Origin of the sequence: Devosia indica (genome assembly GCF_003056405.1) — a bacterium.
Lineage (GTDB): Bacteria > Pseudomonadota > Alphaproteobacteria > Rhizobiales > Devosiaceae > Devosia > Devosia indica.
On the sequence record NZ_PYVZ01000003.1, the window covers coordinates 22914 to 43746 of the forward strand.

A 20833-nucleotide genomic window follows, 5' to 3' on the forward strand; every position below is an offset into this window, starting at 1 on the left:
AGTGGGAGGAGCCGGTGAAGGCGTCCGTCATTGCCAACAAGGACTACACGATCGCCAAAATCGATGATCGTGTCTATGGGGCCTTTCTGGAGCATCTGGGCCGAGCGGTCTATGAGGGCATCTATGAACCAGACCACCCGAGCGCCGATACGAACGGCATGCGCGGCGATGTGATCGACCTGGTCAAAAAACTCAACGTGCCCGTCGTGCGGTACCCCGGCGGCAACTTTGTTTCCGCCTACAACTGGGAAGACGGCATTGGCCCGCGTGAGGAGCGCCCGGTCCGGCTCGATCTGGCCTGGCACACGTCGGAAAGCAATGCCGTAGGTGTGCACGAGTTCGCCGACTGGTGCGCCAGCGTCGGCACGGAGATGATGCTGGCCGTCAACCTGGGCTCACGCGGCGTCGATGATGCCCGCAACTTCCTCGAATATGTCAATCATCCCGGCGGCTCCTACTGGTCCGATCTGCGCATCAAGAACGGGCGCAAGGAGCCGTGGAACGTCAAGATGTGGTGCCTTGGCAACGAAATGGACGGCCCTTGGCAGGTCGGCCACAAGGATGCCGATGAATATGGCAAGCTGGCTGCCAATACCGCTCGCGCCATGCGCATGTTCGACCAATCACTTGAGTTGATCGTCTGTGGCTCGTCCAATTCGGACATGCCAAGCTATCCCGATTGGGAACGCATCGTGCTTGAGCACACCTATGATCATGTCGATCATATCAGCCTGCACATGTACTTCGCCAATCGCGACGACAACACGCCCAATTACCTTGGGCTGGCCGAGAAGCTGGACACCTATATCGAGACCGTTGCCGCCACCATCAAGCAGGTGAAGGCCAAGAAGAAGTCGAAGAAAGATGTCTACATCTCCTTCGATGAGTGGAACGTCTGGTACCATTCGAACAAGAAGGATCGCGAGATCCTGGATGGCAACGGTGGCTGGCCGCATGCGCCGGGTCTGCTCGAGGACATCTATAATTTCGAGGACGTGCTGATGGTGGGGTTGATCCTCAACACCTTCATCCGGCGCTCGGACGTGGTGAAAATCGCCTGTATCGCCCAGCTCGTGAACGTGATCGCCCCGATCATGACCGAGAAGGGCGGACCGGCCTGGGCGCAGACCATCTATTATCCCTATTACTTTGCATCGGCCTTCGGCCGCGGCACGGCGCTGCAACTGGTGGCGAACTCGCCGGGCTATGAGACGCCGCATGGCAAAAATACAGCGTTTGTCGACGTCTCCGGCGTGCACAATGAGGATGACGGCACACTGAGCTTCTTCCTCGTCAATCGCCACACCAGTGAGAGCATCGAGACGAAAGTCAGCCTGCAGGGCTTTGCCGAGGCATCGATCATTGATCACCAGGTCATGACGCACCCCGACCTGAAGGCCGTGAACACGGCCGGAAACCAGGAAGAGGTTGCACCGAAGAAGGGGACCGGCGCCAAGGTGAACGGCGATAGGCTTTCGGTCGTCCTGCCGCCCTATTCCTATCAGATGGTGCGTGTCAAAATCTGAGGCCCAAGCAGTCCTGGACCCTCAAGATGAACAGGCCACGCACTGGCATTTTCACGAGGCCCGCCCCAAAAGGCGGGCCTCACTGCATTTTGTATCATAGTTTTGGATTTACATCATAAAACACATTGACAGCCCCAACCCCCTAGTTAAGTATGACTTATCGCGAGGTTGAGGAGCCTCGTGGAAGGAAGCGCAACAAGGCGCTTCGCAATGGGAGGACATCGATGGATAGACGCAGTTTTCTGATCGGCACCACCGCTATCGGCGCACTCATGGTTGCAGGCAACGGCCTGGCCATGGCGCAGGAAGCGGAAGGGTCGGCACCGGATCTGGCGCAGTTTCCGCGCAACGAGACGGTCATCGTTCACAACCCCGAAGGGGTGATCCGCAATCCTGGCTGGTTCAACCTCTGGGCCAATGGCGGCGGCGGTCTGTCGACCGGCCTGCAGCAGCTCACCGCCGACACATTCTGGTACATCGATCCCGATGCCGGCATCGAAGGCGCCAGCGAGAACGCCATCTACTACTCATTGGCCGAGGGTCCATGGGAGTATAATGACGACTTCTCCGAGATGACCGTGCGCCTGCGCAAGGGCATCATGTGGAGTGACGGCGTGGAGTTCACCGCCGACGACGTGGTCTTTACCGTTGAAAAGCAGGCTGCGACGCCGGGCACAGGCTGGTACGGTGCCTTCTCGACCCAAATCGAGAGCGTCACCGCAGAAGATCCCTACACCGTCCACTTCAAACTCAAGGCTCCCAACTCGCGCTTCCACACGACTTTCTCGGTGCGCTGGAACGCCGCCTGGATCATGCCCAAGCATGTGTTTGAAGGCGTCGAGGACATCGTGGCGTTCGAGAACAACCCGCCGGTCAGCCTTGGCCCCTACACGCTGCATTCATACGACCCGAATGGCACCTGGTACATCTGGGAAAAGCGCGCGGACTGGGACAAGACCACCATGGCGCTGGTGGGCGAACCCAAGCCCAAATACATTATCTACCGGAACAACATTTCGACCGACAATCGCTTGATCGAGATGCGCAATGGCAATCTGGACATGATCCACGATCTGTCGCCGGAGGGCACGTTCTCCATCGTGCAGCAGGATCCGGACGTGCAGGGCTGGTTCCCGGGCTTCCCCTATGCCCACCCCGATCCAACATTGCCCATGGCGGTGTTCAACCTGCAGAACCCCAAGTTCCAGGACAAGCGGGTGCGCTGGGCGCTCACGCTCATGCTGGATGCGCGCGCCATGTCCATGGCCTCTTATCGCGGTGCGGCAACGCTTTCGGCGATCTCCATTCCGCCGACTGGCACACATCCACGCGACTACCATGCGCCACTGCAGGATTACCTGATCAACTTCGAGCTCGACACCGGCACGCGAACAATCAAGCCGTACGATCCTGATGTGGGCCTGCAGATTGCAGAAATGGTGCGTCCGCAGTTCGGCGACCAGGTACCAACCGATCCGGAAGCCATCCGCAATTCCTTCGGCTATGGCTGGTGGAAGACGGATGTGCAGGCCGCCGAGGAACTGCTTACCGCGGCCGGCTTTACCAAGAACGGCAATCAATGGATGATGCCTGACGGCTCACCGTTCACGATCAGCGTGCTCGTCCCGCAGGAAGGCGTCATCAACCGCCTCGGCGTGATGATCGCCCAGAGCTGGGCCCAGAACGGCGTCCAGGCGACGGCGGAAGTGGCCACCGACATCTGGGATCGTACCGGCGCAGGCGACTTCGAGGTGGAAATCGGCTGGGCCGTGGAAACCTATGGCGGTCATCCGGACCTGGCATTCTTCCTGGACAGCTACCACTCCTCCTTCGTGGTCGAGCCCGGGGAAACACAGCCTGGCCGCAACTGGATGCGCTGGACCGATCCGCGCCTTGACGAGATCATCAACAAGGTTCGTGGCATCGACTTCAATGACCCCAAGGCGATCGAATACGGACACGAGTTCGTCAAGCTCCACCTCGAGGAGATGCCGAACATTCCGATCATGTCCTACAATGTGTTCTCCATGCAGTCGAACCGGTTCTGGACCGGCTGGCCGAATGCCGAAAACAACTACGCCAACCCGGTCACCAACTGGTCGAACGCGAAGTATATCTTCACCCAGATCAGCCCGGTTGAAGGCGCCTCGTAGCGCTCCTCCCTGGGCGGCCCGGAACACCGGGCCGTTCGGCGGGGCGCGCCCATGGGTGCGCCCCGTCCTGTCTCCGGCTCCGATCACCCACTGAACGGCGTTACTGCAAGAGCAGTGACCCTCACACTGGACCGGCATGACAATCAGCGGTTTGCCAAGGCGAACTTCAATGCGTGGGTCGAGTTTTCTAGGGCAGTCGAGGAGTCCGAATGCACGGTTATCTCTGGTTTGTGGGGAAGCGCGCGCTGCAATTGCTGGCGGTGATCTTCTTCGGTGTTTCGGCAACGTTTCTGGTGACGCATCTGTCACCAATCAACCCGGTGGAATCGGCTCTGGGCCGAATGACCGCAAGGTCGGTTTCCAACCCGGAGGCCATCGTGGCGATGCGCGCCGCCCTGACCGAGCTCTATGGCGTCGATGAACCCATATGGAGCCAGTACATCAATTTCTGGACCCGATTGGTGCAAGGCGATTTCGGCCCATCGCTGCTGGCCTTCCCGACACCGGCGATGACGCTGGTGATGCGCGCCCTGCCCTGGACTGTCACCCTGCTGACCCTGGCGACATTGATCACCTTTGCCGTTGGCAACATCATGGGTGGCCTTGCTGGCTACAACCAGAACAACCGCTTCCTCAAGGCCTTTGGACTGGTGGCCATCGGCATCCAGCCGATCCCCTATTATGTCGTCGCCTTCATCATGCTGATCGTGTTCGGATTTATCTGGCCGATCCTGCCGATCTCCGGTGGCTTCGCAATGAATGTGACGCCGGGCTGGAACTGGCCTTACATCTCTTCAGTCATTCAGCATGCCACACTGCCCGCACTTTCTCTGGTGCTGGTCGGATTTGGCGGCTGGTTCCTTGGCATGCGTGCGCTGGTCTCCAACGTCGTCACCGAGGACTATGTGACTTATGCAGAACTTGCTGGTGTGAAGCGTTCGACGATTGTTGGGGCCTATGTCATGCGCAATGCGCTGCTGCCGCAGCTCACGGCGCTGGCGATGGCGCTTGGTACCGTATTCTCCGGAACAGTGATCACCGAACAGGTCTTCAACTATCCCGGACTAGGTTCCCTGCTGATCGACGCGGTCAATGCCGGGGATTACTCGCTGGTGCTGGCGGTCGCGACCGTGTCGGTAACCGCGGTGGCCGTATCCATATTCATCGTGGACCTGCTCTATCCCATTCTCGATCCACGCGTACGGGCGGAGTAAGTCCATGTTTGCCGTATTCCGCGATCTTATCCGCTACAATATCGAGTTTACCATCGGGCTGATCCTGGTGGGCGTGGTGGTGCTGTTTGCCTGCCTGAGCTTCTTCTCGCCGGTCGATCCGTCGCTGATCTATACGACCATCCCGGACCAGCCACCTTCCGCGCAATTCTGGTTCGGCACCAATTCGCGTGGCCAGGACATGTTCTGGCAGCTCTCGGCAGCCTTCCGGAACAGTCTGACCTTTGGCCTCACCGTTGCGGTCCTTTCCCGCATCATCTCCATCGCCGTGGGATTGACCGCAGGCTATCTGGGCGGATGGGTCGACCGGGTGCTGATGTTCGTCAATGACATCTTCGTGGCCATTCCGATCTTCCCGGTGCTGGTGCTGTTCTATTTCGTGCTGCGCAACAATATGGACAGCTTCACGCTGGCGCTGATCATGGCCTGTTTTGGCTGGCCATTCGACGCCCGGCTGATCCGCTCGGTGGCACTGGGCCTCAAGCATCGCGAATTTACCCGCCACGCTGTCTTTGCCGGGATGAGCACGCGCAAGATCCTGCTCGAGGAGCATCTGCCCTACGTGATGCCGATCGTGTTCTCGACTTTCATGAACAACATGCTGTGGTCGATCGGGCTGGAAGTGACGCTGGCGGTGCTTGGCTTCACCAATATCAACAACCCGACTATCGGCACGGCGCTGTACTGGGCCAACTCACACTCGGCCATGGTGGTGGGCGTGTGGTGGTGGATCGCCATACCGGTGATCCTGATGGTGATGACCTTTATCGGCCTGTTCCTGCTGGCCATCAGCATGAACGAATATATCGACCCGCGCAGCCGTCTGCGCCGCATGGGAGCCTGAGCCATGACGCAGGAAAACGACATCATCCTCCAGGTCGAAGGGCTCAAGGCCTATTACCAGATGAATTATTTCGGTGTGAACCGGGAGGTTCGGGCGGTCGACGACATCACCATGACCATGCGCAAGAACGAGGTCTATGGCATTGCCGGGGAAAGCTCCTCGGGCAAGACCAGCTTCATCAAGGTGCTGGCCGCCGCCATCCGCCCGCCACTGCGGGTGGTCGAGGGTACGGTGAAGTACAATTTCAAGAATGGCCCGATCGACGTGACCACGGCCAGTCCCGAGCAGATCGAGACCGTCCGCTGGAAGCACCTGAGCTACATCATGCAGGGCTCGATGAGCGTGCTCAATCCGGTCCGCCGCATTGGCCGGACCTTTCAGGATTTTGCCCAGCGCCCGCTGGGGCTGAGCGGCAGAGCGTTCGAGGATCGCGTCGTCAAGCATCTGGCGCGGCTCAACTTGCCGGCCGATGTTCTCAAGGCCTATCCGCATGAATTATCGGGCGGCATGCGGCAGCGTGTGACCATTGGCCTGGCGACTGTGTGTCACCCCGAATTCATCATTGCCGATGAACCAACCACGGCGCTTGATGTGGTGGTGCAGAAGGAAGTGCTGAGCCTGATCCGAGATATCCAGAAGGAAATGGGTGCTTCGGTGGTGTTCGTGACGCACGACATGAGCGTGCATGCCAATGTCGCGGACCGCGTGGGCATCATCTATGCCGGTCGGCTGGTGGAGGAAGGGCCGACGCGGCAGATGTTCTTCACTCCCAAGCATCCCTATACGGCGCATCTGGTGGCGAGCCTGCCGCGCATTGGCGACACCCAGCAGCGCCCTGCACTGGAAGGCCGCCCGCCCAACCTGGCCGATCCGCCGCAAGGCTGCCGGTTCCATCCGCGTTGCCCGCTGGCTGTCGACAAATGCCGCAAGGAGGTGCCGCCCATGATCGAGGTTGCTCCAGGACAGCGCAGCGCTTGCTGGCGCTGGGAAGACGTCAAGCCGCTGGTCAATATTGCGGCCCCAGCAGGAGCGATGGCATGACGACGCTTCTCGATGTGCGCAATGTGTCCAAGCGCTTCACCATGGGCGGCATTTTCGGCCGCAAAACCATTGACGCGGTGATGGATGCCAGCTTTTCGCTGAGTTCGGAAAATCCGGAGATCTTTACGATCATTGGCGAGTCAGGGTCGGGCAAGACGACGCTGGCGCGCATGATCCTGGGCCTGGAAGATCCCACTGAAGGGGACATCCTGTTCCGGGGCGAGAAGGTGGATCGGCATGCCGGCCGCGCCGAAAGGCTCAAGTTCATGAGCCGGGTGCAACCGGTGTTCCAGAACCCGTTCGAGGCGTTCAATCCTCTCAAGGAGATCGAGCGCTATCTGGAAAGCACGGCGCGACGCTTTCTGGGCACCTCGGACAAGGCCGCTATCGACAAAGCGATGGATGACTCCCTGCAAAAGGTGGGCTTGAGTCTGAAGGAAGTGCGCGGGCGGTTTCCCCACGAAATGAGCGGCGGGCAGCTTCAGCGCTGCGCGATTGCCCGGGCGCTGATCCCCAACCCACCGCTGCTGATCGCCGACGAACCAGTGTCCATGGTCGACGCCTCGTTGCGCATGAGCATCGTCAATCTGCTCAAAAGCCTGCGGGATGATCTCAAGGTGTCGGTGATCTACATTACCCACGATCTGGCCACCGCCTATTACATTTCTAACCGGCTGATCATCATGCAGCGCGGGCGGATCGTGGAAATGGGGGATGCGCGGACCGTGCTCGACAATCCCGAGCATGCCTATTCGCGCCTGCTCAAGGCCTCGGTGCTCTCGACTGACCACGCAGGCGCCGGCAAGCTGGAGACCGATCCCGGCATGCTTGATCTGGCCAATGACAGCGTCGGGCGGGCCGGCGAACTGGTCGCACGGCCGGACGGGCGACATGTGCGGGTCTATGCATGAGCGCCCCCATCTTCCGCGACCCGATTGAGGATGGCGCTGCCGATCCGGTGGTTGTCAGGCGCGAAGGCACGGATGAGTGGTGGATGTTTTACACCAATCGCCGGGCCAGCGCGGACGAACCCGGCTTCGGCTGGATTCATGGTTCACCCATCGGCATTGCGGTCTCGCAGGACGGCGGGGCGAGCTGGGCCTATCGGGGGACGGTGAAGGGGCTGGATGCGCCGGGCGATGATGGCCTCAATACGCATTGGGCACCCGAAGTGGTGTTCGCCGAGGGGCAGTATCACATGTTCCTCAGCTATATCACCGGGGTGCCGACCCATTGGAAGGTACCGCGCACCATTACCCATTTCACCAGTCCTGACCTGGAGACCTGGACACGGGTCGGGCCGCTGAAGCTATCCAGTAGCAATTGCATCGACGCCTGCGTTTTCCCCAGTCCCGATGGCCAGTGGCGGATGTGGTACAAGGATGAAGGTCAGGGATCGAGCACCTGGAGCGCGACCAGCCCTGACATGATGAATTGGACCCTGGAGGGGCTGGTTCTGCCTGGTTCACCCGATGCGCCGCCGCATGAAGGGCCCAATGTTTTCGCGCTGGGCGGTTATTACTGGCTGATCGTCGACGAATGGCGCGGACAGGCGGTGTATCGGTCGGACGATACGTTGAGATGGACGCGACAGGGGCTCATCGCCGACAGGCCCGGCGCGGACCCGATGGACCAGCGCTATGCCCGCCATGCAGATGTGGTGGTCAATGGTGACCATGCCGCGATGTATTATTTCACCCACCCCGAATGGGATGAGCGCAGCCAGACTGACGGACCGCCCGACGTTGCGGCGCGGCGCACGGCGATCCACCAGGCCCGGTTGACCGTGGTGGATGGGGTGCTGGTGTGCGAGCGGGATATTTCCAAGGATCTGGGGCTGCTCGGGTGAGCCAGGGCTACCCGGCGTGCCTGGAGGCAAGCGGTTCCTCTGCCACGACCCGGTCGCGCCCGCCTGATTTGGCGAGATACAGGCGTGAATCGGCAAGCTGCATCAGCTCACCCGTGGGGCGCATGCCGTCCCCGGAGGCAACACCAATGCTGACCGTCACTTTCATGCCGGGGGTGAGCTTGTCCCAGTCGGCATTGCCGATTGCGACCCGCACACCTTCACAGAAGGCGGCGGCCGTGGCCAGCGGGGCTTCGGGAAAGATCAGGGCAAATTCCTCGCCCCCCAGGCGCGCGACATGGCCATGCGTGGCGATCTGGTCGACCATGATCCGGGCGACGCGCTGAAGCACGGCATCACCCGCGATATGGGTGTGGCGATCATTGACCAGTTTGAAGTTGTCCAGATCGACAATTGCCACCGACAATGGATTGCCAGCCAGCCGGTCGAGGATCTGATCGAAGCTGCGACGGTTGGCGATGCCGGTGAGCGGATCGGACAGGGCCTGGTCTGCCAATTCGGCAGCACGGGCGCGCAGCCGGTCGGCCTCGGTCCGGATTTCCTCGACGCGTGCGCGGCGGCGGACCGCTTCGCCAGACTGGCGAACGAAGAGGTTGTGATAGAGGCGATGCATACCCAAGGCCGCAGCGGTGTCGCCCATGGCTTCCAAGATGCGGCTCAACGCCAGGGCAGCATTGACCTGATGGTCAATCTGTCCGGCCGACTCCGCCAGTGCCAGGGCGTCCCTGCAGGCCATCTCCGCCTGGCGGTATTGACCCACGGCGAAGAGAACGAGGCCGCGTGTATAGAGATGGTGGGCATGCAGACTGGAGCTGGCCTCGCCCGGTACATTGGTCCAGCGGTCGAGCAAGCTGATCGCCTCATCATTGCGGCCATCAGCGGACAGAAATTCGGCGCCGTTGCAAAGGGCAACGCGCAAGGTCCATAGATCGCCCGCAGCCTCGGCCAGGCCTGCGGCCGCCGTGCTTTGGGCAATGGCCAAGGCCCTTTGATCGGCACGGCGCTCGTCCTCCCCCAACTTGGCCGCCAGTTCGGCCATCTTGGAGTGCGCAAAGCCCAGATTGAGCGTGTAGAATGCCTCAGCAGCAGTGTTGCCGCCCACCCGGGCCAGATTCACAGCCTGTTCGAGCAAGGACAAAGCCAGTTCGGACTCCTGGCACACCGAAAGCACAACGCCCCGCACATTCAAGGCAAAGGCCAGTATTGCCGGCGCATCCAGGGATTGCGCCAGTTCCAGCGCTTCGCCCGAAAGGTCGAACGCCTCATCGCCAAAGCCAAGGTCGAGGAACAGGAAGGCCTCGACGGCCAGAGCGCGCGCAATTTCCTCAGCGTTACCGAGACGCCGCCAAAGCCATTTCGCGCCTATGGCACACTCCAGGCCCTGCTCCGGATCACCCATCTTGAAGCAGGTCCAGGCGATCTCGCAGAGACTGGCGGCCATAAGGTCCGCAGCTCCGGCTTCTTCGGCGCTGGAATAGACAGCCTTGAAATGACTCAGGGCTTCATCCAGATCACCGGCGCGCAGCAGCAAGGTGCCCGCTGAAAAGTGTTCGCCAAATCCTGTACCAGTGACCTGCACGTGCAAAGCCCAGAAGAATCGTTGAGCACAGTCTAGCGCAGATAGTTTGCGCAATACTCCTGGAAACGATACTTTTGTTGAATGGCGATCGAGCGCCATACACCGTGCGGCAATGGCGTTCAGATCATCTCAATCCTGGTCTGGTTTCCAGACCGGGTCGGGCTCCCGCCGCAGTGGTCCCATCTGGGTAATGTCGTCGCCACGACGCATGGAGATATTCATGCGGAACGAATTGCCGATGCGCTCGGATCGCTCCACGAACAGCGCCGCAATATCGGGCGGGCAGATTTCCTCGACAGTCTGGCGGAAGAGGCGCAACCAGCGCATGAAATGAATATCGGCGAGATCGGGAATGGCCATGTGCTTGGGCATGGGCCGGCCATTGTAGCGTCCCGAGCCGAGCAGCATCGAACTCCAGAAATCGGTGATCTTGTCGAGATGCCCTGGCCATTCCGCATCGGCAATAACGCGATTGAAGATCGGACCGATTACATCGTCGCGGCGTGCACGGGCGTAGAACGCATCGACGACGGTTCGGATCATTGCTTCGTCGAGCCCCTCGGGCGTATCCCAGCCGATGCGGTGCAGTTGCGTGCCCACGGATGGCCGATCATGGGGCGGCATTATCAATGCTCCTGATCGCATAGGTGCAGCGACGCCCACCTGAAACAATATGCTCCTGACGCTCGACCTCAACGTCTGGACCCAGCACCGATCGGAACACTTCGAGCTCGGCGCGGCAAAAGCCCTGGCAGGCCGTTGCGGCAGCGCAGATCGGGCAGTGGTTCTCGACCAGCAGCATCGACCCGTCGGGCTGTTCGGTCCAGGCAGCCATATAGCCTTCCTGGCTGCGCAGATCGGCCAGCGCGGCGACCCTGGACCTCAAGTCCGTCGCCGACCCTACTGCTGCTTCGTAGGCGCAACGTGTATCGGTCTCGCGGGCGGTAATGATGGTGTCGAGCACATCCTCGCCGAGATGGTCACGCACGATATCGAGCAATTGCACCGTCAACGCCGCATGCGTATCAGGAAAGCGGGCCTGGGCAGCAGGTGCCAGACTCCACAACTGGGTTGGCCGTCCGACGCCGCTGGCTGCGCTATGCGCTTCCACCAGGCCCTCTTCGGCCAAACGCTGCAATTGCTGGCGGGCCGCCTCGCTGGTGGTTCCCAGGGATTTCCCCAAGGCCGCCGCCGAGAGCGCACCGTGCATCTTGAGGGCCATGAGAACACGCTCGGCCGGGCTGCGTGGCGACCACACAGCATTTTCCAAGCTCGAACTTGACATATCATCGGAAAGGGTTTTCAAAGCCATTGCTTGGAAATTAACCCGGCGCGCACAAACTTGCAAGCCGAATGCGAAAGGACCCCGAACATGACCTTCACGCTGCCCTCCCTGACCTATTCAGCCGATGCCCTTGCTGGCAATGGCATGAGCCAGGAAACGCTGGAACTGCATCACGGCAAGCACCATCAGGCCTATGTCACAGCGCTCAACGGCTTTGTCGAAAAGATGCCGGAACTGGCCGGTAAGTCGCTCGAAGAGATTGTGACGTTTGCAAACGACAAGGCTGATCTCGCGCCAGTGTTCAACAATGCCGGCCAGCACTGGAACCATATCCATTTCTGGCAGGCGCTGACCCCTGAGGGCGGCAAGCTGCCCGGCAAGCTGGAAGCCAAGATCATCGAGGATTTCGGGTCTGTCGATGCATTCAAGGATAGTTTCAAGACCGCTGCGACCACGCAATTCGGATCGGGCTGGGCCTGGCTGGTGCTTGGGACCGACGGCAAGCTCAAGACCACCAAGACCCCCAATGGTTCCAACCCGCTGGCCACCGGAGAGGGCAAGGTGTTGCTCGGTCTCGATGTCTGGGAACACTCCTACTATGTCGACTTCCGCAATCGCCGACCGGACTATGTGAGCAATTTCCTCGACAAGCTCGCCAATTACGAGTTTGCCGAAGCCAATCTGGGCTAAAGCCCCGCTGTGAGCCGCGACTCCGGCGTGCGCGGCTCAACCCCACCTATCCTCCCTCTGAGCGGGGGAGGTGCAACCCGGTATTTTGCACCGGCCACATTGCACTGGTAGCCTGTTTCCACCATGACTATCCCCATGCCCGAGTTCGAATTGCCTGACACCATGGCCCTTAGGCCGCTGCGCCGGCCAGCCATCAATGATGCCGAGTTCCGCTCGGCCATGTCGGGCCTGGCTTCGAGTGTTCACGTCGTGACCGCCCGTCGGGGCGACGAACGTGTGGGACGGACGGCCACCTCGGTGCTGTCCTTGTCGGCACAGCCGCCTGCCATTCTGGTATCTATCGACATTGTGAGCCGACTGGCCGATCTGATCGCCAAGACCGGCTGCTTCTCCCTGGCCATGCTGGCGACCGGTCAAGAGAACATTGCAGATGCCTTTGCCGGGCGCGTGGAACCGGCGGACAGGTTCGGCATCGGACAATGGGGACGCTGGCCCTCGGGGCAACCCTATCTGCAAGGGGCTGTGACAGCGCTGGACTGTGAAGTGATCGGGGCGATGGAAACAGGCACGCATGTGCTGTTTGCAGGCGCAATTATCGAAGCGGAAACCAGTACCGGAGCAAGCCCCCTGCTCTGGCATCGGCACGGCTACCGCGCCTTGCACGGGGTCGACTGACAGGCCCGGCAGTGCCACACTATGGGTGCGCGTCAGGGCAACCTCTGCCGCCACGCGACGTTTACCCCCGGAGAACGGGAACTTATCGTGCCGAAATATTACTTTCACTACCGTACTGATGAAGCGCTGATCCGCGACGAGTCCGGCAGCGAGCACCCCGATCTGGATGCCGCAGAGCAAACTGCCGCAGAGATGGGCCGGGCCATAATTGAAAAAGTGGCGGGTGAAGGGGGCGAAATGGACGCGCCCCGCTCGATCGAAATTACCGATGCCGCTGGTCACGACCTGCTCTATGTCGTGTTCTGGGCTGGCCCGAAGGTCGGTAATGGCCCTGCCACGCCGATTGAACCAGCGACTATCCACTAGGCGCCAATACAACGCACCATATCGCTGCAAACAATTATGGCGGCCAATTGGCCGCCATTGCTATTTTCTCAGGTGGCGAACCGCGCCTACCCGAACATCGCTCCGGCGTGAACAGTCACCAAGAAGCCGAACAGCAAGGCCGCGGCCAGACCGATATAGGAAACATAGTGGGACAGTTTGGGCATGGAGGATCCTGCTTTCGAAACTGCACTAACTCTATCAGATCGGTAGAGTTTAACAAGTCGTAAACGCATCGTGCCGATGAGATGCCGAGAAACGGATTGCCCAATTGTGACGTTCCAATGAAACGCTGTGCTGAATTGCGCTCCCGAAGGAGACACTTCGAATACCAACCTTGGTGGTGCAGACACTGTCATCAGAGGTGCATAAGGTAGGGCTGCGAGTCACGGGGGAAGCTTGGGATGACGACTAGGGTCAAGGCACAATTGCTGGAGCTGGCAAAATCAAAGTCGGCGGGCAATGACAGCCTGCAACGACTCCTCGTTGCGGCGATTTCCGCTGCCGATGCGGACGATCTGGAGCGACAGAATGGCGATGCGCTGATTGCCGCGCTGACCACCAGCCATGAGCGGCTGACCGCGACTCCGCAAGGCGCTACCCGTGTTGCAACCACCGCCCCTGCTGGTCCGGGCGAAGCTCTGATGCTCGACATTGTCTGCCCGGACATGCCGTTCATCGTGGACAGTGCCCTGGCTGCTTTGCGGGCCATGGGCGGCACCATCCGGATGTTTGCCCATCCTGTGCTGCAAGTTGCCAATGGCGTCGTCGTGCCCCAGGGGGGCGAGAGCGTCAGCATGCTGCATATTCAAAGCGATCCAGTCGCCGATGCCAATGCGCTGGTCGAGGAAATGCAGGCAACGCTGCTGGAGGTGGCGCGGGCCGTTGCGGACTGGCAAGCCATGCTGGAGCGGGTGCGGCGTGCATCCGAAGGCCTGGGGCAGCTCAAGGCCGTGCAGCGCGATGAGCCTGAGCGGTTCATCGAATGGCTGATCGAGCATAATTTTACCTTTCTGGGCTGCCGCGAATACCGCCTGGACGGCGACGTGCTGCTGCCTGTGGCTGGCACCGGGCTGGGCATCTTGCGCGACGAAGGCCTCAAAGTCCTGCGCAGCGGCCCGCACTACGTAGAAAGCACGCCGCAACTGGTGGACTTTGTCGCCGGGCCCGAGCCCCTGCTTGTCACCAAGGCCAATGTCCGGGCCCGCGTGCACAGGCGCACCCACCTGGATTATGTCGGGATCAAACTATACGACGCGACAGGGGCGGCCAGCGGCGAATTGCGCGTTGTGGGGCACTACACCGCCCAGGCGCTGGCGACCCCGCACACCGACGTGCCGATCATCCGGCGCAAGATTGCTGATGTGATGCGACAGTCTGGTGTCGATCCGCTGGGGCATGCCGGTCGCACTCTGCTTGGGGCGCTGGACAGCTATCCGCGGGACGAGTTGTTCCAGATCGACACCCAGCAACTCGCCGAATTCGCCGGCGCCATCGCCGGCCTCTATGACCGCCCCCGCGTGCGGGTGTTGCCGCGGATCGACCGGTTCGACAATTTCGTCTCCATTCTCGTCTATGTACCGCGCGACCGCTATGACGGTGCGGTTCGCGCCCGGATCACCCAATATCTCGCCGACCTCTATGATGGGCGCGTTTCGGCCTACTACCCGCACTTCCCCGAGGGGGACCTGGTGCGGCTGCATGTGATCATCGGACGTAATGGCGGGGCAACGCCCCAGCCCGATCGACGAGCGCTGGAGACGGGCGTTGAGGCCCTGACGCATGATTTTTCCGACATGTTGATGGCGGCGGCCACCGAGCAGGCGGCGGTCAGCGACTGGAAGCAGGCCTTTTCCGGCGCCTATCAGAGCCGCAATGATGCCCAGGACGCATTGCGCGATATCGCGGTTTTCGAGGGGCTGGGCGATGACGGTGTGGCCATTCGCCTGGTCAGGCGTACCGGCACGGACGGGGCGCTCGGCCTCAAATTCTATCATGAAGGCACCGCCATTCCGCTGTCGGACCGCGTGCCAATGCTGGAGCATTTCGGTTTCCGGGTGATCGATGAGCGGACCTACACCATCGTGCCGCGCGATGGGGTCGAGCGCTATCTTCACGACATGGTGCTCGAGTTGAACGAGGACGGCGATATCGACGTTCTGGCGCGCGCCGGGGCGATCGAGGCGGGGCTGCTGGCCGTATGGATGGGCCAGGCCGAGAGCGACCAGCTCAATGCGCTAGTGACCCTGGCCGACCTGGAGTGGAGCGACGCCGCCCTGCTGCGCGCCTTGTCGCGCTATTTGCGGCAGGTGGGCACCTCCCACTCACAGCGCTACATCGCCAGGGCCATGGTGACACAGCGGTCGGCCGCGCAGGCGCTGGTGGCCCTGTTCGCAGCACTGCACGATCCTGAGGTGATCGACCGTGCGCAGGCCGCCGAGGACGCGCGCGCCGCCATCGTGGCGGCGCTCGACCAGATCACTTCGCTTGACGAAGACACGATCGTGCGGCGCTTCTGGAACCTGATCGAGGCATCGGTGCGCACCAATGCCTGGCAGCGCGACGAAAACGGCGACAGGCGGGCCGCACTCGCCATCAAATTCGACAGTCACAAGGTAGAGGGCATGGTCGCGCCCCGGCCTTATCGGGAAATCTCGGTCTATTCGCCGCGCGTGGAAGGGGTGCATCTCAGATTTGGCGCCATTGCCCGCGGCGGGTTGCGCTGGTCGGACCGGCCCGAGGATTTCCGCACCGAAGTGCTGGGCCTGGTCAAGGCGCAACAGGTCAAGAACGCAGTGATCGTGCCGGTCGGGGCGAAGGGCGGGTTCGTGCCCAAGCGCCTGACAGCGGGCATGGCGCGCGAGGCCTGGCTCGAGGAAGGCCGGGACAGCTACAAGGTCTTCATCGGCGCTCTGCTGGACGTGACCGACAATCTTGTCGATGGCGTTGTGGTGCCGCCGGCCGATGTGGTCCGGCGCGACGGCGACGATCCCTATCTGGTGGTGGCGGCCGATAAGGGTACGGCGAGCTTTTCCGACATCGCCAATGGCATTGCCACGGCGCGCGGCTTCTGGCTGGGCGACGCCTTCGCATCGGGCGGTTCGGCGGGCTATGACCACAAGAAGATGGGCATTACCGCGCGCGGCGGCTGGGAGGCCGTGAAGCGCCACTTCCGCGAGATGGATCGCGATATCCAGAAAGAGCCGTTCACAGTCGCCGGCGTCGGCGACATGAGTGGCGACGTGTTCGGCAATGGCATGTTGCTCAGCCACGAAATCCGGCTGGTCGCAGCGTTTGACCACCGGGACATTTTCATCGATCCCGACCCGGATGCCGCGGCCAGCTTTGCCGAGCGCGAGCGATTGTTCAAGCTGCCGCGATCGAGCTGGCAAGATTATGAGAAGGGGTTGATTTCTCAAGGCGGCGGGGTGTTTTCGCGGTCGCTGAAATCCATCCCGCTCAGCCCGCAAATGCAGGCCGTTCTCGGGTTGGAAAAGGAAGCGGCGCCGCCCTCCGAGATCATCCGGGCCATCCTGATGGCCCAGGTGGACCTGCTCTGGTTCGGTGGCATTGGCACCTATATCAAGGCGAGTGACGAGGATGACGCCAAGGTTGGCGACCGCGCCAATGATGCAATCCGCGTCACGGCAGACCAGGTGCGGGCAAAGGTGGTTGGCGAAGGCGCCAATCTGGGCGCAACCCAGCGCGGGCGTATTGCCTATGCCCTGGGTGCCGGACGCATCAACACGGACGCCATCGACAACTCGGCTGGGGTGAATTCCTCGGACCTTGAGGTCAATATCAAGATCGCCCTGGCGTCGGTGGTGGCTTCGGGCACGCTGCCGATGATCGAGCGCAATGCCTTTCTGGCGTCGATGACCGAGGAGGTGGCAGCGCTTTGCCTACGTAATAATTACCTGCAAACACTGGCCATATCGCTGGCCGAGCGTGCGGGACTGGCAGAATTGCCCGACCATCGCGTGCTGATTGAGGGGCTCGAGCAGCGTGGCCTGCTCAACCGCACGGTCGAGTTCCTGCCCAATGATGCCACGCTGGATGCCAGGGCCGCCGAAGGTCGGGGCTTGGTTCGGCCCGAGCTTGCAGTGATCCTGGCCTATGCCAAGTTGACCCTGTTCGATGACCTGCTGGCGGGCACCGCAATCGATGAGCCTTATCTGGCCGGGGAACTGCTCCGCTACTTCCCGGAAACCCTGCACAAGGGCTATCCCGAACAGGTCCAGGCGCATCGGCTGAAGCGCGAGGTGATCGCCACGGTGCTGGCCAATGCCATGATCAATCGCGGCGGGCCCGCATTCGTCTCTGAGTTGACCGCGGCGACCAGCGCCAGCGCCGGCGAAGTGGCCCTGGCCTATGCCGCGGTGCGCGACGCGTACGGGCTGCGCAGTCTCAATGCACAGATCGATGCGCTAGATGGCGCCCTGCCCGGCTCGGTGCAATTAGCGCTCTATGCACAAGTCGAGTCGCTGCTGCGCCAGGAGGTCTTGTGGTTCCTGCGCAATGCCTCGGTCACCAGGGGACTGGCCGATCTGGTGGAGCGGCATCGCGAAGGGGTAGCGCAACTGGCCGCTGCCGAAGGCTTGTTGCCGGAGGATCAGCGCCAGGCGCTTGATGTGCGGATCAGCGGTCTGATGACGCACGGGGTTCCTGAGGCCCTCGCGCAACGCATCGGCGCCCTTCCCTTCCTCAGCCATGCCAGTGATATCGTGCTGGTCGCCGAGCGCGGCAATGTGGATGTGCTCAAGGCAGCCAAGGCCTATTTTGGCGTAGCTGGCTTGTTCGACCTATTCCGCATTATCGAGGATGGCCGCGCCATTGTTCTGGGGGACCGGTTCGACCGTATGGCGTTGGACCGGGCATTGGCCAATCTGATGCGCGCGCTGCGCGATCTGGCCGCCGATGTTCTGGTCGCAGGGAGTGTCGATGACTTCGTGGCGCAGCGGTCTGTCGCACTGGCGCGGTCCGTGGCAGCAGTCAAGGAACTGACCGAGGGCGGCATTACCGTGTCGCGTCTGAGCGTTGCGGCTGGCCTGCTGACGGACCTGGCAAGGGAAGCGTAGCGGCGCGCCTTTCCTCCTCACCCGAAAGTCTGCCTTGTATGGTTGCACCAATTGCCGATGTTGGCATCAGCAAACGGAGACCCGAAGATGACCGACCTCGCCCAATGGCTAAGCGCGCAGACGGACGATACCGACCTCGGCGAGGCAATCTTGTCGATGGCCGCGGCGGGGGCGGAAATTGCCGCCGTGCTGCGCGAGGCTCCCATTGCCGGGCAGACCGGGCTGGCCGGATCGGACAATGTGCAGGGCGAGGCGCAGAAGGCACTCGATGTCATCTCAAACGACATTGTTTTGAATCACTTGAAGGCAAATGCGGCCATTTCGATTCTGGTGTCGGAAGAGCTGGATGAAGCCGTTGACCTATCGAGTCAGGGCCGGTTGATTGTAGCCACCGACCCCCTGGATGGATCTTCAAACCTCGACGTAAACGTCACTGTCGGAACAATTTTTTCGGTTCTGGCCAACGCGGGCGGACCGCTGCAAAAGGGGCGGGCACAATTGGCCGCTGGCTATGTTGCCTATGGGCCGGCGACGAGCCTGGTGGTGCGGATCGAGGGGCCCACCAGCATCTTTACGCTCAGCAACGAGGGCGAATGGGTTCAGACAGTTGCCGATGCCAAGGTGCCGGCCGCCTCGGGTGAGTTTGCCATCAATACGGCGCGCGAACGCTTCTGGGATGCGGCAACGACCGGTTACGTGCGCGAGAACATTGCAGGTGAAGCCGGCCCCGCCGGCAAGCGCTACAATATGCGCTGGGTTGGCTCGATGGTCGCCGATGTTCACCGCATCCTGATGCGGGGTGGCGTTTTCCTCTATCCGCTCGACAGCGAGACTGCCAGCAAGGGCGGACGGCTGCGGCTGCTTTATGAGGCCAATCCTATGGCCTGGCTGGTAGAAGGCGCCGGCGGCCGCTCAACAACCGGAACGCAGGATATTCTTGAGGTAGAACCCACCGATATTCACCAGCGCGTGCCGGTCATTCTGGGATCTGCCAACGAGGTGAAGCGGGTGGAAGTCTGGTATGGACGGGGGTAGATGAGGAGACGCTGCTCCTTTGCATGCAGAGGGAGAAACTTGAACCAAGCAAAGCGCCTCCCAGGAATTGCAACGTTCTCATTGTTTCGATAGAACCCCTGCCCAAGATGGCCGGCGCGTGACCAAGCCGGGAGGAGCCAGCATGACCCACGACCCCAATCGCCTGCCCGAAACCAATTGGGGAGCCTGGCAAAGCCGCCCGTTTCACCGGCAATATCTGATGACACAGGCAAGCCGGCTGTTCGATTTTTTTGAAGCCTCATCACTCAACCCCAAGGGCGGCTTCTTCGAGCTGTCCGATGACGGTCAACCGCTTTCGCCCGAAAATAGCGTTCGGCAGGTACATGTCACGACACGCATGATCCACTGCGCCACGATCGGCAGCCTGATCGGTAGGCCCGGCTCGGACGAGATTGTCGATCATGGCATGCGCTACCTTTGGGAAAAGCATCGCGACCAACACCACGGTGGCTATGTCTGGTCGCTGGATGACGATGGCTATGTGGATGACAGCAAGCAGGCCTACGGCCATGCCTTCGTGCTGCTGGCCGGCGCGAGCGCCAAGCTGGTGGGACATCCCCTGGCCGATCAGGTGATCGCCGACGCTACCGAAGTGATCGAGAAGCGCTTCTGGGACAAGAGAGTCGGGGCGGTTCGTGAAGAATTCGGCAATGACTGGCGGCAGATCAGCACCTATCGCGGCCAGAATTCCAACATGCACCTGACCGAAGCCCTGATGGCCGCCTATGAAGCCACCGGGGAGGCTGAGTATCTCAAGAAGGCAACCAAAATCGCCGACCTGATCATCAACCGCAATGCGGCCAAGCTCGACTATCGGGTGGCGGAGCATTTCCACGAGGACTGGAGCCTGAACAAGGACTATCTCGGCTCGGAAATGTTCCGGCCGGCCGGCACGACGCCGGGGCATGCGCTGGAGTGGTCGCGCCTCTTGTTCCAGCTCTTCGTTCTGTGCCGCAAGGAACATAGCTGGATGACCGAGTCAGCCCGCGGCCTGTTCCGGCAGGCCATCGAGCTAGGCTGGGACAAGGTGCATGGCGGATTCTTCTATACGCTGGACTGGAACAATCAGCCGATCATGCGCGAAAAGCTGTGGTGGCCGGTGGCCGAGGCGATTGGTGCGGCAGCCTATATCGGTGCCTATGACAAGGACGATTATTACCAGGTCTGGTATCGAAAACTGTGGGACTTTGCCGAGAACCATGTGATCGACCACGAGCGCGGCGGCTGGCACAGCGAGTTGACTGAGCAACTGGTGCCGACCTCGCGTCTATTTGTTGGCAAGCCGGACCTATACCACGCCTTGCAGGCCTGCCTGATCCCTCTCTACCCGGTGACCGGCAGCCTCACGCATGGGATCATCGAGGCCGATCACCCCAAGCGGCTCTAGCTGCGTTCGTCACATTCGAACTCAACCAATGCCTGT

General features: G+C 61.2%; 16 protein-coding genes. 13 read left to right on the forward strand and 3 right to left on the reverse strand.

Going from position 1 to position 20833, the window contains the following annotated elements; genetic code table 11:
- The first annotated feature begins 14 nt into the window (after positions 1–14).
- From arfA to DDE76_RS03575, 7 genes are all read left to right on the forward strand, one after another.
- Positions 15–1526, forward strand: a complete 1512-nt coding sequence (gene arfA, locus DDE76_RS03545) for an arabinosylfuranosidase ArfA (RefSeq protein WP_104891469.1) — start codon at positions 15–17, stop codon at positions 1524–1526.
- 272 nt (positions 1527–1798) lie between these two features.
- Entirely contained in the window at positions 1799–3679 is a 1881-nt protein-coding gene (locus tag DDE76_RS03550; protein ID WP_104894696.1) for an ABC transporter substrate-binding protein, read from the forward strand.
- A 209-nt stretch (positions 3680–3888) separates the two neighbouring features.
- Positions 3889–4893 (forward strand): ABC transporter permease, encoded by a 1005-nt coding sequence (locus tag DDE76_RS03555; RefSeq protein WP_104891470.1) that lies wholly within the window; start codon positions 3889–3891, stop codon positions 4891–4893.
- Positions 4894–4897: 4 nt separating this feature from the next.
- Complete coding sequence (locus DDE76_RS03560; RefSeq protein WP_104891471.1) at positions 4898–5755, forward strand: ABC transporter permease; 858 nt, start codon at positions 4898–4900, stop codon at positions 5753–5755.
- A gap of 3 nt (positions 5756–5758) precedes the next feature.
- On the forward strand, positions 5759–6796 hold the full coding sequence (locus DDE76_RS03565; protein ID WP_104891472.1) for an ABC transporter ATP-binding protein: 1038 nt from the start codon (positions 5759–5761) through the stop codon (positions 6794–6796).
- A complete protein-coding gene (locus DDE76_RS03570) occupies positions 6793–7707 on the forward strand; it encodes an ABC transporter ATP-binding protein (RefSeq protein WP_104891473.1) in 915 nt (304 codons plus the stop codon). The genes DDE76_RS03565 and DDE76_RS03570 overlap by 4 nt, the downstream gene beginning before the upstream one ends.
- Positions 7704–8645 carry a family 43 glycosylhydrolase gene (locus tag DDE76_RS03575; RefSeq protein ID WP_104891474.1) on the forward strand — a complete coding sequence of 314 codons (942 nt, stop codon included), beginning with the start codon at positions 7704–7706 and terminating at the stop codon, positions 8643–8645. The genes DDE76_RS03570 and DDE76_RS03575 overlap by 4 nt, the downstream gene beginning before the upstream one ends.
- A 7-nt stretch (positions 8646–8652) precedes the next feature.
- Here the strand turns inward: DDE76_RS03575 and DDE76_RS03580 are convergent, their stop codons facing one another.
- The 3 genes from DDE76_RS03580 to DDE76_RS03590 form a co-directional block, all read right to left on the reverse strand.
- Entirely contained in the window at positions 8653–10242 is a 1590-nt protein-coding gene (locus DDE76_RS03580; protein WP_157955644.1) for a tetratricopeptide repeat-containing diguanylate cyclase, read from the reverse strand.
- 129 nt (positions 10243–10371) lie between these two features.
- Positions 10372–10866: a group III truncated hemoglobin gene (locus DDE76_RS03585; RefSeq protein ID WP_104891476.1), complete on the reverse strand. Its 495-nt coding sequence runs from the start codon at positions 10864–10866 to the stop codon at positions 10372–10374.
- The gene (locus tag DDE76_RS03590; protein ID WP_245891787.1) at positions 10853–11464 is read right to left on the reverse strand and encodes a helix-turn-helix transcriptional regulator; all 612 of its coding nucleotides are present in this window, start codon (positions 11462–11464) and stop codon (positions 10853–10855) included. Before DDE76_RS03590 ends, DDE76_RS03585 begins: the two co-directional genes overlap by 14 nt.
- A gap of 150 nt (positions 11465–11614) precedes the next feature.
- Between DDE76_RS03590 and DDE76_RS03595 the strand changes: the two genes are divergently transcribed.
- From DDE76_RS03595 to DDE76_RS03620, 6 genes are all read left to right on the forward strand, one after another.
- Positions 11615–12217, forward strand: coding sequence for a superoxide dismutase (locus tag DDE76_RS03595; protein ID WP_104891477.1), 603 nt, complete (start codon positions 11615–11617; stop codon positions 12215–12217).
- Positions 12218–12352: 135 nt separating this feature from the next.
- On the forward strand, positions 12353–12892 hold the full coding sequence (locus DDE76_RS03600) for a flavin reductase family protein (protein ID WP_245891788.1): 540 nt from the start codon (positions 12353–12355) through the stop codon (positions 12890–12892).
- A gap of 87 nt (positions 12893–12979) precedes the next feature.
- Positions 12980–13258, forward strand: a complete 279-nt coding sequence (locus DDE76_RS03605; protein WP_104891478.1) for a DUF6894 family protein — start codon at positions 12980–12982, stop codon at positions 13256–13258.
- 422 nt (positions 13259–13680) lie between these two features.
- Positions 13681–18354, forward strand: coding sequence for an NAD-glutamate dehydrogenase (locus tag DDE76_RS03610; protein WP_104891479.1), 4674 nt, complete (start codon positions 13681–13683; stop codon positions 18352–18354).
- 87 nt (positions 18355–18441) lie between these two features.
- Positions 18442–19389 (forward strand): class 1 fructose-bisphosphatase, encoded by a 948-nt coding sequence (locus tag DDE76_RS03615; protein WP_104891480.1) that lies wholly within the window; start codon positions 18442–18444, stop codon positions 19387–19389.
- A gap of 142 nt (positions 19390–19531) precedes the next feature.
- A complete protein-coding gene (locus DDE76_RS03620; protein WP_104891481.1) occupies positions 19532–20797 on the forward strand; it encodes an AGE family epimerase/isomerase in 1266 nt (421 codons plus the stop codon).
- Positions 20798–20833 lie beyond the last annotated feature (36 nt).